Annotated in this window: 17 protein-coding genes; 11 read left to right on the plus strand and 6 right to left on the minus strand. The window is 35.9% G+C overall.

Going from position 1 to position 12725, the window contains the following annotated elements:
- The first annotated feature begins 140 nt into the window (after positions 1-140).
- The 9 genes from RBB48_RS10125 (at position 141) to RBB48_RS10165 (ending at position 6935) form a co-directional block, all read left to right on the plus strand.
- Positions 141-830, plus strand: a complete 690-nt coding sequence (locus tag RBB48_RS10125) for a class I SAM-dependent methyltransferase (RefSeq protein WP_088062486.1) — start codon at positions 141-143, stop codon at positions 828-830.
- A complete protein-coding gene (locus RBB48_RS10130) occupies positions 827-1513 on the plus strand; it encodes a glycosyltransferase family protein (protein WP_088062488.1) in 687 nt (228 codons plus the stop codon). The genes RBB48_RS10125 and RBB48_RS10130 overlap by 4 nt, the downstream gene beginning before the upstream one ends.
- Positions 1514-1525: 12 nt before the next feature.
- Positions 1526-2206 carry a glycosyltransferase family protein gene (locus RBB48_RS10135; RefSeq protein ID WP_306007601.1) on the plus strand — a complete coding sequence of 227 codons (681 nt, stop codon included), beginning with the start codon at positions 1526-1528 and terminating at the stop codon, positions 2204-2206.
- Between the two features lie 14 nt (positions 2207-2220).
- Positions 2221-2958, plus strand: a complete 738-nt coding sequence (locus RBB48_RS10140; RefSeq protein ID WP_088062492.1) for a sugar phosphate nucleotidyltransferase — start codon at positions 2221-2223, stop codon at positions 2956-2958.
- 8 nt (positions 2959-2966) lie between these two features.
- Positions 2967-3512 (plus strand): dTDP-4-dehydrorhamnose 3,5-epimerase, encoded by a 546-nt coding sequence (gene rfbC, locus RBB48_RS10145; RefSeq protein ID WP_088062494.1) that lies wholly within the window; start codon positions 2967-2969, stop codon positions 3510-3512.
- A 15-nt stretch (positions 3513-3527) separates the two neighbouring features.
- Positions 3528-4499 carry a dTDP-glucose 4,6-dehydratase gene (gene rfbB / locus RBB48_RS10150; protein WP_149213216.1) on the plus strand — a complete coding sequence of 324 codons (972 nt, stop codon included), beginning with the start codon at positions 3528-3530 and terminating at the stop codon, positions 4497-4499.
- An 11-nt stretch (positions 4500-4510) separates the two neighbouring features.
- Positions 4511-5365, plus strand: coding sequence for a dTDP-4-dehydrorhamnose reductase (gene rfbD, locus RBB48_RS10155; RefSeq protein ID WP_046958302.1), 855 nt, complete (start codon positions 4511-4513; stop codon positions 5363-5365).
- A 109-nt stretch (positions 5366-5474) separates the two neighbouring features.
- A complete protein-coding gene (fabI, locus tag RBB48_RS10160; RefSeq protein WP_000421885.1) occupies positions 5475-6245 on the plus strand; it encodes an enoyl-ACP reductase FabI in 771 nt (256 codons plus the stop codon).
- A gap of 141 nt (positions 6246-6386) precedes the next feature.
- Positions 6387-6935 carry a spore coat CotO family protein gene (locus RBB48_RS10165; RefSeq protein ID WP_306007602.1) on the plus strand — a complete coding sequence of 183 codons (549 nt, stop codon included), beginning with the start codon at positions 6387-6389 and terminating at the stop codon, positions 6933-6935.
- A 61-nt stretch (positions 6936-6996) separates the two neighbouring features.
- On the opposite strand, the gene exsY is transcribed toward RBB48_RS10165, so the two are convergent.
- Positions 6997-7455: an exosporium assembly protein ExsY gene (exsY, locus tag RBB48_RS10170; protein ID WP_088062499.1), complete on the minus strand. Its 459-nt coding sequence runs from the start codon at positions 7453-7455 to the stop codon at positions 6997-6999.
- A 125-nt stretch (positions 7456-7580) separates the two neighbouring features.
- Here exsY and RBB48_RS10175 point away from each other — a divergent pair, with 125 nt between their 5' ends.
- Positions 7581-7940 carry a DUF1360 domain-containing protein gene (locus RBB48_RS10175; protein WP_097890443.1) on the plus strand — a complete coding sequence of 120 codons (360 nt, stop codon included), beginning with the start codon at positions 7581-7583 and terminating at the stop codon, positions 7938-7940.
- Between the two features lie 101 nt (positions 7941-8041).
- Positions 8042-8227, plus strand: coding sequence for a hypothetical protein (locus RBB48_RS10180; RefSeq protein ID WP_033657682.1), 186 nt, complete (start codon positions 8042-8044; stop codon positions 8225-8227).
- A gap of 77 nt (positions 8228-8304) precedes the next feature.
- Here RBB48_RS10180 and exsF read toward each other — a convergent pair whose 3' ends face one another.
- The 5 genes from exsF to RBB48_RS10205 form a co-directional block, all read right to left on the minus strand.
- Complete coding sequence (exsF, locus tag RBB48_RS10185; protein WP_000492937.1) at positions 8305-8808, minus strand: exosporium protein ExsF; 504 nt, start codon at positions 8806-8808, stop codon at positions 8305-8307.
- Positions 8809-8975: 167 nt separating this feature from the next.
- Positions 8976-9446, minus strand: coding sequence for a spore coat protein CotY (gene cotY / locus RBB48_RS10190; RefSeq protein WP_001277699.1), 471 nt, complete (start codon positions 9444-9446; stop codon positions 8976-8978).
- A gap of 142 nt (positions 9447-9588) precedes the next feature.
- Positions 9589-11655, minus strand: a complete 2067-nt coding sequence (locus RBB48_RS10195) for an ATP-dependent helicase (protein ID WP_088608365.1) — start codon at positions 11653-11655, stop codon at positions 9589-9591.
- A gap of 99 nt (positions 11656-11754) precedes the next feature.
- Positions 11755-12177 carry a GNAT family N-acetyltransferase gene (locus tag RBB48_RS10200; protein WP_088608364.1) on the minus strand — a complete coding sequence of 141 codons (423 nt, stop codon included), beginning with the start codon at positions 12175-12177 and terminating at the stop codon, positions 11755-11757.
- 1 nt (position 12178) lies between these two features.
- Positions 12179-12697, minus strand: coding sequence for a YjcG family protein (locus tag RBB48_RS10205; RefSeq protein ID WP_000765870.1), 519 nt, complete (start codon positions 12695-12697; stop codon positions 12179-12181).
- Between the last annotated feature and the right edge of the window lie 28 nt (positions 12698-12725).

Here is a 12725-nt window from a genome sequence, read left to right on the forward strand (position 1 = left end):
TAAGTTTCGTTTTGTTAGAAATGATTTATCGTTATTCTAACACTAATAGATTGGTTATATATTAGTGTATCAGTAATGGAACCAATATTTGGTGAATGAGATTTATATTTCAAATTCAATTTGCATAAGGAGTGTGTAAAATGAATTCCCCAAAAAATTCTTTATACGAAGAAAAGTCCGGGCATTATTATAATGCAGTGAATCCGAATTTATTAAAGCATATAAAAAAGGAATGGAAAGAAGTTCTTGATATCGGTTGCTCGAGTGGTGCATTGGGAGCGGTCATAAAAGAAAATGGCACACGTGTATCAGGAATCGAAGCATTCCCAGAGGCGGCAGAACAAGCAAAAGAAAAACTAGATCATGTTGTTTTAGGCGATATAGAAACAATGGATATGCCGTATGAGGAGGAGCAATTTGATTGCGTCATATTCGGAGACGTATTAGAGCATTTATTTGATCCGTGGGCTGTAATAGAAAAAGTAAAGCCATATATAAAAGAAAATGGTGTGATTTTAGCAAGTATACCAAACGTTGCTCACATTTCAGTATTAGCGCCGTTACTTGCTGGAAATTGGACGTATACAGAATATGGTTTATTAGATAAAACGCATATTCGTTTCTTTACATTTAATGAAATGCTCCGAATGTTTTTAAAAGCAGGTTATTCGATTAGTAAAGTAGATCGTGTATATGTTGATCATAAAATGTACGAACCACTTATTGAGGAATTATATGGAATTTGTAAAAAATATCGTCTTGGAAGTGGCTTCATGGCTGAGACGGTCGTATTTCAGTATATTATTGAAGCAGAAAAATCACAGCTATGAGTGCTGCTGAAAAAACAATATTATTTGTTACATGTATAAATGATCGGAAAATGTATGCACAGTGTGTACGACATATATTGAGCTTAGCAGTGCCTCCAGGGTATACTGTACAATTTATGCCAATTCGGAATGCGAAAAGTATGACGAGCGGATATAATCAAGCGATTTCGCATCCAGCGAAATATAAAGTATATATACACCAAGATGTTTTCATTATGAATGTGGCATTTTTATATGGATTACTTCAATTATTTAACGAACATGAACATCTTGGAATGATTGGAATGATTGGAGCCCAATATGTTCCTCCAAACGGGATATGGAATGAAGGCAAGGGAGTTATTGGGAAAGTAATTGGTTATATGAACGATTTATTTTATATGGCAACTCAAGAACAGCCGTACCATGAGTCAAAAACATTTATGCCTGTGGAATGTATCGACGGTTTATTGATGGCAACGCAATACGATATTCCCTGGCGAGAAGACTTGTTTGATGGGTTTGACTATTATGATGTATCTCAGTCGTTTGAATTTAGAAAAGCTGGCTATACAGTTGGGGTTCCTGTACAGCGTGATGCGTGGTGCATTCACTATCATATTGATGTGAATATGACCAACTATGACAAGTATAGAAAGATATTTGTGGAGAACTATATGTCAGATGTAAATCAAGACGAATAGAGGGGCTACAAAATGAAGGATCGTACAATATTAGTTGTTGTTTGTGTAAATAATGAAGAGCTATTTGAACAATGCGAGAGACAAATAAGAAACCTTTTTGTTCCCCCTGATTATGTCGTACAAATTTTTCCGATACGAGATGCGAAAAGTATGGCAAGCGCATATAACCGAGCACTTTCATATCCCGCGAAGTATAAGGTTTATATACATCAGGATACTTATTTTATTAATCGAGAGATGTTCTATACAATTATTTCCCTTTTTAAAGATAATGAAAAGCTCGGCTTAATTGGAGTAGCTGGAGCCCAATTTTTACCGAGTAACGGGATATGGTGGGAAGGGAAAAATTTAGTAGGGAAAGTGATTGAGTATAGAAGACGGAATTATCAATTATTAAATTTAGATCAGGGGTTTTATGGAAGCCAATCTTTTATGTCGGTGCAGGCAATTGATGGCTTATTCATGGCAACGCAGTATGATATTCCGTGGCGAGAAGATTTGTTTCAAGGGTTCCACTTTTATGATGTATCACAGTCTTTAGAGTTTCAAAGGGCTGGTTATTTAATTGGTATCCCAAATCAATCAAATTTATGGTGTATTCATTATAACGGAGATGAATTTGATGCGGATACATATGAGAAAGATCGAAAAGTGTTTGTAGAACAGTATAAAGATATTTTATCTCCATCATAAGGGAGAGATGCAGAGTGAAAGGGATTATTTTAGCAGGTGGTACTGGATCGAGGCTATATCCAATAACGAAAGTAACGAATAAACATTTGCTTCCTGTTGGACGTTACCCAATGATTTATCATGCAGTATATAAGCTGAAACAATGTGAGATTACAGATATTATGATTATTACAGGTAAAGAGCATATGGGAGATGTTGTTAGTTTTTTAGGAAGCGGTCAAGAGTTTGGCGTGTCCTTTACGTATCGTGTGCAAGATAAGGCTGGCGGAATTGCACAAGCATTAGGGCTTTGTGAAGATTTTGTTGGGAATGATCGCATGGTAGTTATATTAGGCGATAACATTTTTTCGGATGATATTCGTCCGTATGTTGAAGAGTTTGCAAATCAAAAAGAAGGTGCGAAAGTACTGCTGCAATCTGTAGATGATCCTGAGAGATTTGGCGTAGCAAATATTCAAAATCGTAAAATAATTGAAATTGAAGAAAAGCCGAAAGAGCCGCAAAGTTCCTATGCAGTCACAGGAATTTATTTATATGACCCGAAAGTCTTTTCTTATATAAAAGAATTAAAACCTTCCGCAAGGGGAGAGCTTGAAATTACAGATATCAATAATTGGTATTTAAAACGAGGGGTACTTACTTATAATGAAATGAGCGGTTGGTGGACTGATGCAGGAACTCATGTTTCTCTTCAAAGGGCGAATACGTTAGCGCGGGATATAAACTTTGGTAAACAGTTTAACGGAGAATAGGTGAGAATATGAAAGTTATAGAAACAAACTTTACCGACGCGAAATTGTTAGAACCGAGGTTATTTGGAGATGAGCGTGGCTTTTTTACTGAAAGTTATAATAAGAAGGTGCTAGAAACATTGGGAGTTACGTATTCATTTGTACAGGATAATGTTTCGTATTCGGCAGAAGCGGGAACGATTCGGGGATTACACTTTCAAAAAAATCCGAAAGCACAAACGAAACTTATTCAAGTTATGCAAGGAGCAATTTATGATGTTATCGTTGATTTGCGAAAAAATTCACCAACGTTTAAACAGTGGAGAGGATATATTTTAAGCGCGGATAATCATCGGCAATTATTAGTGCCAAAAGGATTTGCACATGGTTTTTGTACACTTGTCCCGCATACTATTGTTATGTATAAAGTAGATGAGTATTATAGTGCTAATCATGACTCAGGGGTACTTTGGGACGATAAAGACTTAGCAATTCCATGGCCGGTAACAAGCCCTATTTTGTCTGATAAAGATCGAATATTACCGTTACTTCAGGAATATGAAGATAGTTTTTGAGTAGGAGAGTTGTGTATGAATATATTAGTAACAGGTGGGGCCGGATTTATTGGAAGTAATTTTGTGCATTATATGTTACAAAGCTATGAAACATATAAAATTATTAATTTCGATGCATTAACATATAGTGGAAACTTAAATAATGTAAAGTCTATTCAAGATCATCCGAATTACTATTTTGTAAAAGGTGAAATTCAAAATGGAGAGCTGCTGGAGCATGTTATTAAGGAACGTGATGTGCAAGTAATTGTCAATTTCGCAGCTGAATCACATGTGGACCGTAGTATTGAAAATCCGATCCCTTTTTATGATACAAATGTAATTGGGACAGTCACCTTATTAGAATTAGTAAAAAAATATCCACATATTAAACTCGTGCAAGTATCAACAGATGAGGTGTACGGCTCGTTAGGTAAGATAGGTAGATTTACCGAGAAAACCCCGTTAGCTCCAAATAGTCCATATTCTTCAAGCAAAGCGAGCGCCGACATGATAGCTTTATCTTATTATAAAACATATCAATTACCAGTTATAGTAACGCGTTGCTCCAATAACTATGGGCCGTATCAATATCCTGAAAAGTTAATTCCGTTAATGGTTACGAATGCGCTGGAAGGAAAAAAACTACCGTTATATGGCGATGGATTAAATGTAAGAGATTGGTTACATGTAACGGATCATTGTAGTGCGATTGACGTTGTTCTGCATAAGGGACGTATAGGAGAAGTATATAATATAGGTGGAAATAATGAAAAAACCAATGTAGATGTTGTGGAACAAATTATCTCTCTCTTAGGAAAAACGAAAGAAGATATTGCGTATGTTACAGACCGTTTAGGGCATGATCGTCGTTATGCGATTGATGCACAAAAGATGAAGAATGAGCTCGGGTGGGAACCACAGTATACGTTTGAACAGGGGCTAAAAGAAACGGTGGAATGGTATGAAAATCATATAGAATGGTGGAAACCACTAAAAGAAAAATAAGGGGCATATAAATGAAAGAACGGATTATCATAACGGGAGCAAATGGTCAATTGGGAAAGCAACTACAAGAAGAGTTAAATGCTGAAGAATATGACATATATCCATTTGATAAAAAGTTACTAGATATAACAAATATATCCCGAATGCAGCAAGTGGTACAAGAAATAAGGCCACATATAATTATTCATTGTGCAGCGTATACGAAGGTTGATCATGCTGAGAAAGAACAAGACCTTGCTTATGTAATAAATGCAATAGGAGCTCGAAATGTAGCGGTTGCTTCACAATTAGTAGGGGCGAAATTAGTTTATATTAGTACCGATTATGTATTTCAAGGTGACAGACCAGATGGCTATCATGAGTTTCATAATCCATCACCGATAAATGTATACGGGGCTTCTAAGTATGCGGGAGAGCAGTTTGTCAAAGAGTTACATAATAAATATTTTATCGTTCGAACATCGTGGTTATATGGTAAGTATGGAAACAATTTTGTGAAAACGATGATGCGGTTAGGAAAAGAAAGAGCAGAATTATCTGTTGTAGCGGATCAAATTGGTTCTCCTACTTATGTGGCGGATTTAAATGTGATGATTAATAAGCTCATTCACACTTCTTTATACGGTACGTATCATGTATCAAATAGAGGCTCATGTTCTTGGTTTGAATTTGCCAAAAAAATATTCTCGGATGCAAATATGAAAGTGAATGTATTACCTGTTTCAACCGAAGAATTTGGATCGGCGGCAGCTAGACCGAAATATTCTGTTTTCCAACATAACATGCTACGATTAAATGGTTTTTCACAAATGCCTTCTTGGGAAGAAGGATTAGAGCGGTTTTTTATAGAAACAAAAAGTCATTAACAAAATTTAAGTTAATGACTTTTTTGTTTGCCTTTAAGAGGTTTTATGGTACTATAATTATAGTATCAGGTACTAATAACAAGTATAAGTAATTCTGGGAGGATATATCATGGAACTATTACAAGGGAAAACATTTGTTGTTATGGGCGTTGCGAACCAAAGAAGTATTGCGTGGGGAATTGCTCGCTCTTTGCATAATGCAGGTGCAAAATTAATATTCACATATGCAGGAGAACGTTTAGAAAGAAACGTTCGTGAATTAGCGGACACATTAGAAGGACAAGAATCACTTGTATTACCTTGTGATGTAACAAATGATGAAGAACTTACAGCTTGCTTTGAAACAATCAAGCAAGAGGTTGGTACAATTCACGGTGTTGCACACTGTATTGCTTTTGCAAATCGTGATGATTTAAAAGGTGAATTTGTAGATACTTCTCGCGATGGATTTTTACTTGCACAAAATATTAGTGCATTCTCTTTAACAGCTGTAGCAAGAGAAGCGAAGAAAGTAATGACAGAAGGCGGAAATATTTTAACGCTAACATACCTTGGCGGCGAGCGCGTTGTGAAAAACTATAACGTTATGGGTGTTGCGAAAGCTTCATTAGAAGCGAGCGTAAAATATTTAGCTAACGATTTAGGCCAACACGGCATTCGCGTTAACGCTATTTCTGCAGGACCAATTCGTACGTTATCTGCAAAAGGCGTAGGCGACTTTAACTCAATTTTAAGAGAAATTGAGGAGCGCGCACCACTTCGTCGTACAACAACTCCAGAAGAAGTTGGGGATACAGCAGTATTCTTATTCAGTGATTTAGCACGCGGCGTAACAGGAGAAAACATTCACGTTGATTCAGGGTATCATATCCTAGGATAAATATAATATTAATTTTTAAAGGACAATCTCTAAATGTTGAGATTGTCCTTTTTATTTGTTCTTAGAAAGAACAATTTTTAACGAAAGTTCTTACCACGTTATGAATATAACTATAATAGTACACAATTTATTCAGCTACGTATGGAAGTGGGAGGGACGAGTGTGAAGAATAAAAATAAAAGTTCAACAGTTGGAAAACCGTTGTTATATATTGCGCAAGTAAATTTGGAACTTGCTGCACCGAAAATAAAAAGAATTATCTTAACAAACTTTGAAAATGAAGATCGAAAAGAGGAAAGTAATAAAAACGAAAATATTGTAAGTAGTGCTGTGGAAGAGGTAATAGAGCAACAAGAAGAGCAACAAGTAGAAGAAAAAATGGAAGAAGCGGAACAAGTACAAGAGCAGCAAGAGCAGCAAGAGCAACAAGAACAACAAGAGCCAGTGAGAACTGTCCCGTATAATAAATCATTTAAGGATATGAATAATGAAGAGAAGATTCATTTTTTATTAAACCGCCCTCATTATATTCCGAAAATAAGGTGCAGAATAAAAACAGCTACAGTCTCATATGTTGGATCAATCATATCGTATCGTAATGGAATTGTAGCTATTATGCCGCCAAATAGTATGCGAGATATTAAGTTGTCTATAGATGATATCCAATCGATTAGTATGGCGGGCTTTTAAATATGTAAAGGTGGTAGCAAATCTTCTACCACCCCAATAGTTTTTTAGTTTACTTAACTTATTAGATAGAAACGTCGCGTAAGCACTGAATCGCACAGAAACAGCTTAAATCTACAGTGATACAAGTAGATGTCGAGATTAATCTTGCATTTGGTACAGCTAAAAACGTACAAATTGGATCGTCACCAGGCGGTACAGGAGAACCGTCACCTAATACTACAGTTAACACACGTAAGACAGCACAGCTATCGTCATCTACACTTTCCACACGGAAAATTGGAGATCGGCAGCTAGTAAGGCTTGCAGATGGTGCAAATGCTTCAAATGGTGTGCCAGCTTTTGTGTATAAAATAAAAGGGCGTGTATTTGCTACTGATGCAGTGTTGTGTGCACCTAAAAATGGAATTTCACAACCAGATCCACACGTTGTTGTAGAACAATCTTGTAATTCATTGATGAATTTTACAACGTCAACTACACAATGAGAAGAGCTATGGTGTTTATTTTCGTTACAACTCATTAATGTCACTCCTTATCTTCTTGTTTGTATTTACATTAATAAGATATTGGAGTCGAGGAGATTTGGTCACAATCTCAAGACCTTTTTTTTTAAATAGGCGAAAGAAGATAAGGGAAGGTGGAATCATGCTGTTTACAAGCTGGCTTTTATTTTTTATTTTTGCGTTAGCTGCCTTTAGGCTCACTCGTTTAATTGTTTATGATAAAATTACAGCCTTTTTGCGAAGACCGTTTATTGATGAGTTAGAGATTACAGAGCCAGATGGAAGTGTATCAACTTTTACAAAAGTAAAAGGTAAAGGATTAAGAAAGTGGGTTGGCGAATTATTAAGCTGTTATTGGTGTACAGGTGTATGGGTTAGTGCTTTTTTATTAGTTTTATATAATTGGATTCCTATCGTTGCAGAGCCTTTACTTGCATTATTAGCTATTGCAGGAGCAGCGGCAATCATTGAAACGATTACAGGATATTTTATGGAAGAATAATATATTTTCATAATACGAGAAAAAGCGGAGTTTAAAGGAATGAGGGAACGGAAATAAAGAGTTGTTCATATAGTAAATAGACAGAATTGACAGTAGAGGAGATGTTTGCTGTGAGTAATAGTCCAAGGCAAAATTCATATGACCTGCAGCAATGGTATCATATACAGCAACAACACCAAGCACAACAACAGGCATACCAAGAACAATTACAACAACAAGGATTTGTGAAGAAAAAGGGATGTAATTGCGGGAAAAAGAAGAACACAATAAAACATTATGAAGAATGAAACACTCATATTACTGTGAGTGTTTTTTATTATAAATATAAAAAGCGGTATTTCTAATGAAGAAATACCGCTTTTTACTAGCTAATTTGTGCAACTGTTAATGCTGCAGCACGGATGTCCACAGTTCCAATTAACTCAACTGGTACAATTTGAATTAAATCACCAGGGTTTAAGTTAATAAGAATAACACCACTGGATACGTCTACTTCACCAGTACCAATAACGTTAGAACGAACTGCTGTACCTGATCCAGGAATAATGTTAGCTGGCGTACCTAATGATAAGAAGAAACGACCAGCTTCTGGTGCAACAGGTGAGTTATCAAGACTAATTGTTAATGTATAACTGATTTGATAAATACCAGCTCGTAGAATTCGAATACCATCTCCGACACTTACTGTATCATTTATTACAGGAACAGTAATATTTGGGTTTGGACTTACGCTAGGTAATAGTAATGGTGTGAATAGTGAAGCAAACTGAGGTGCAGACGCGTTGAAAGCAAAACCGAAGGCAGGTAGTGTACTAGCTGGTTTCGCCTCGCAATCGATTTTAGTAAATTCGCAATCAGAAGAGAACATGTTTTTCACTCCTTTATCTGTTTCTACTTTCAGTTAATGAAAAGGACAGGTTCTATGTTCTAGACAAGTTCCCAATTTTATGAAAAATACATAATAATAGCTTTTAAGCATGGATTGGGTGGCAGAAAACTCTGCCACCCAATCCATGCTTAAATTAATATTTAGTTTTATATAGAAACATCACGTAAGCATTGAATAGCGCAGAAACAACTTAAATCAACAGTAATACAAGTAGATGTCGATACTAACCTTGCATTTGGTACAGCTAAAAACGTACAGATTGGGTCATCACCAGGTGGTACAGAGGTACCATCACCTAAAACTACAGTTAATACACGTAATACAGCACAGTCATCATCATCTATACTTTCTACGCGAAAGATTGGAGATCGGCAGCTAGTAAGGCTTGAAGATGGTGCAAATGCTTCAAAAGGTTCTCCAGTCTTTGTGTATAAAATAAAAGGACGTGTATTCGCTACTGATGCATTGTTATGTGCACCTAAAAATGGAACTTCGCAACCGGATCCACATGTTGTAGTTGCGCATTCTTGTAATTCATGTATAAAACGAACGACATTCGATACACAGTTGAAATCACAATCATGGTGATGATGGTCTTCGTTACAATTGCAGCTCATTATGTTCACTCCTTATCGTGAGTTCTGACATACACTATTACAATATGAATGAGATATGGTTGATATTACGTTAATTCTTACGATAAAAGCAGGGAATTTATATAGTAGGGATGTACATAATGCAATATAAAAAAAGACATCCTTATTTAGTGGATGTCTTTTCAGGTAAATCTTTTCGCGCAGTATATAAAAAACGAGATATATCTAATTTTTTTCCTCTAAAAAATTGCGGAGAGGAAATGTAAAGTTCTTCTTTCGCACGTGTAATTGCGACATAAAGTAGTCGACGTTCTTCTTCTAAAGCTTCAGAAGTCTCTGTAACACGATCATTTGCATCTTTTAAAGAAGAAGTATGGGGAAGAATACCATCGCTCGCTCCAAGTAAAAAGACGCATGGAAATTCAAGGCCTTTTGCGTTATGAATAGACATAAGCGAAACAGCATTTTTTTCCGGCATTGTTTTTAATGCTTCCATTTCTTTTTGACCTTGAATTGCTTCATCAATAAATTGTAAATAAGCTGGAATATCGGTAAAACGAGTTGCGGACTCCATTAATTCTTCTAACATTTCTTCTTGTATATCTTTATGCATCGTAAAGGAAGAACGATCGTTACTTTGTAAGTACTCTAAATACTTTCCTTTACCATGAATAATTTCTTTTAATGCTTTTTTCGGTTCTAATTCTTTTATAAATTTAATAAAATCGATACGCTCATTTACCTTTTTTACTTGAAAAGGTTTTAAGCTCGGATTTAATAATAAGAAATGAAGAAGAGAAGGGAACCGCCCCTCACCATATTTCCATTGTTCACGTTCAATAAATGAAATACAATCATCACGCCCGATATACATAGTTGGCAATATATTTGAAAGTGATTCTAGTCGAAACGGTTCAATCACCAGTCTTAAATGATCTAATACAGGCTTAATTAAAGAATGTTCATAAAATGATTGACTCGCCCCGTGCTTAATAAATGGGATTTTGTGAATTGTAAGCTGATCAAGTAACGAACGGCTTACAGAATGTGTGCGATACAGTAAACAAAAATCTTTATAGTTGCGTTCGCCGCTATCTACTTTTTCTTGAATGAGCTGCAAAATTTGATTTGCTTCATCAAGAGTCGTAGCAGGTCTTGCGTAAAAAGGTTGTACACCTTCTTCACGCACAGAATATAGCTCTTTATCAAAACGTTCTTGATTTAGTTTGATAACTTCATTTCCAAGTCCGACGATAAAAGGATTGGATCGATAATTCGTATTAAGTGCGATAATCGTAGTGTTATCAAATTCTTTTGGAAAAGATAAAATAATTTGGTGACTTGCTCCTCGCCAGCCATATATCGCCTGGTCGTCATCACCCGCGATAAATAAATTATTTCTTGGCGTGGCTAACAATTTTACAATTTCATATTGTGCATACGATGTATCTTGAAACTCATCTACTTCAATATAGTGGAAACGTTGTTGTAATTGGGTAAGCAAAGGAGCGTTATTTTCTAACATATAATATGTTTCTAATAGGATGTCATCGAAATCAATATAATTATATCGTTGTTTCACTTCTTCAAAACGTTCGTATACTTCTTTAAATTCTTGTTCAACGGGTGTTTTTGCTTGTACATCTTTCGGACGATTCAATTTGTTTTTCTCAAGTGAAATCATCGCGAGCATTGTTTCAGCATCATAATCGTCTTTTAAACGTAATTCTTTTAAAATTTTCTTTATCATAATTTGTTTATGTTTTTCGTTTGCTAAAATTTGCTGACTATATCCTTGACTACGAAGTAATTTTAAAAAGACAGAGTGGAACGTACCAGCAACAACGTAGCTACTTGCGGCGCGATTCATACCTGGTAAATTCGCTACACGGTTTCGGATTTCTTCAGCTGCTTTTTGTGTAAATGTAAGCAATAAAATATTTCGTGGATGAACTTGTTTTACATTTACTAAATAACCTACGCGGGTTGTTAAAACAGATGTTTTCCCGCTTCCGGCACCAGCCAATGTAAGGACAGGGCCTTCTGTCGTTCGCACAGCCTCTAATTGTTTTTCATTTAAAAAAACATTTTGTTGTTCGAGAGCGCGAAAATACGCCGCATCTGCATCTTCTTCCATAATTAAATGGGTAGATGTTTTCGGAATATGATATGTTGCACGCGGAATGTCAGCGTGCGTTAATGATTTTTGTGAAAATTTTTCTTGTGTCATATATTCACCTTCAAAACTATAGCATCAACATTTAACTTTAGCGGAAGAAAAAGAAAATAGCAATGTAAAAAACAGGAGGGGATACCTCCTGTTTTCAAATTACAATTCTTTTATCATAACGACGTGAGGAATATTTGCTTCCATGAATACATCAGAATGCGTTACATATCCAAGTTTCTTATAGAAATCTTCAGCATGTGTTTGGGCATGCAGCTTTAATTTTGGTAGCGAGTTTTCATTCGCATACGCTTCAAGTGCATCCATAACAATTTTTCCAATGCCTTTTTTACGATGGGAAGCTAGTACGCAAATGCGTTCCATTTTTCCTATTCCATCCAGTATGCGAAAACGACCAGCACCAACTGGAACATCATTATCATATATAACAACGTGTGTTGAAGTTTCTTCAAACTCATCATACTCTTCGTCAGCAGAAACTTGTTGCTCATTCACAAATACTTGCTTACGTACAGAGAATGCATCTCTTAGTTGTTCGTCTGTTTGTACGATCTGTGCGTGCAAATTAGTTGTTCCCCTTTCCAAGGTGGAATGTTTCGTATACAGTCCACGTTCCGTTTTCTAATTGATATAGAAGATGGAAGCGATCAATTGGTTGTTCATAATAGAAATCTTTCATACGTAATCGACCTAATACATCAGCATGCTCTGCATCGGATAAGCCTTGTCCGATTGTTAAATGAGGTACGAAAGCGTACTCGCGTTCTTGTATAAAGAATTCGCTATGCATTTCCTCATTTAAGAAAGTAAGTTCAGGTGTTTTTTCTACTTTAAAATAAAGAACATTATTAACAGGTGCGAATGAACCAACTTTTCCGACATGAAGGGTGAAAGGGTTCGTTTTACTTGCGATTGTATGTAACTCTTTTACAATCGATTCTAATTGTTCATCTTGCGTCTCAAAGGGTGTTTTCAATGTAATATGTGGCGGAACTAATGCGTAGTGCGGATCATAACGTTTACGCAATCCGTTCGCTTTATCTTGAATCATTTTAGATGGAAAAATTACAATGCCTAATTTCATGTTCCAATTCCTCCCTTTGTAAGTCTAG

The organism is Bacillus sp. MMSF_3353 (genome assembly GCF_030733445.1).
In the GTDB taxonomy this organism is placed as follows: Bacteria; Bacillota; Bacilli; order Bacillales; family Bacillaceae_G; genus Bacillus_A; species Bacillus_A wiedmannii.

Coding starts and splice junctions, on each gene's coding strand:
- RBB48_RS10205 (WP_000765870.1), bottom strand. CDS start 12,697: ATGAAATTAGGCATTGTAATTTTTCCATCTAAAATGATTCAAGATAAA.
- rfbC (WP_088062494.1), top strand. CDS start 2,967: ATGAAAGTTATAGAAACAAACTTTACCGACGCGAAATTGTTAGAACCG.
- rfbB (WP_149213216.1), top strand. CDS start 3,528: ATGAATATATTAGTAACAGGTGGGGCCGGATTTATTGGAAGTAATTTT.
- RBB48_RS10175 (WP_097890443.1), top strand. CDS start 7,581: ATGCTGTTTACAAGCTGGCTTTTATTTTTTATTTTTGCGTTAGCTGCC.
- RBB48_RS10165 (WP_306007602.1), top strand. CDS start 6,387: ATGGAAGTGGGAGGGACGAGTGTGAAGAATAAAAATAAAAGTTCAACA.
- RBB48_RS10125 (WP_088062486.1), top strand. CDS start 141: ATGAATTCCCCAAAAAATTCTTTATACGAAGAAAAGTCCGGGCATTAT.
- exsY (WP_088062499.1), bottom strand. CDS start 7,455: ATGAGTTGTAACGAAAATAAACACCATAGCTCTTCTCATTGTGTAGTT.
- RBB48_RS10130 (WP_088062488.1), top strand. CDS start 827: ATGAGTGCTGCTGAAAAAACAATATTATTTGTTACATGTATAAATGAT.
- fabI (WP_000421885.1), top strand. CDS start 5,475: ATGGAACTATTACAAGGGAAAACATTTGTTGTTATGGGCGTTGCGAAC.
- cotY (WP_001277699.1), bottom strand. CDS start 9,446: ATGAGCTGCAATTGTAACGAAGACCATCATCACCATGATTGTGATTTC.
- RBB48_RS10195 (WP_088608365.1), bottom strand. CDS start 11,655: ATGACACAAGAAAAATTTTCACAAAAATCATTAACGCACGCTGACATT.
- rfbD (WP_046958302.1), top strand. CDS start 4,511: ATGAAAGAACGGATTATCATAACGGGAGCAAATGGTCAATTGGGAAAG.
- RBB48_RS10135 (WP_306007601.1), top strand. CDS start 1,526: ATGAAGGATCGTACAATATTAGTTGTTGTTTGTGTAAATAATGAAGAG.
- RBB48_RS10180 (WP_033657682.1), top strand. CDS start 8,042: ATGTTTGCTGTGAGTAATAGTCCAAGGCAAAATTCATATGACCTGCAG.
- exsF (WP_000492937.1), bottom strand. CDS start 8,808: ATGTTCTCTTCTGATTGCGAATTTACTAAAATCGATTGCGAGGCGAAA.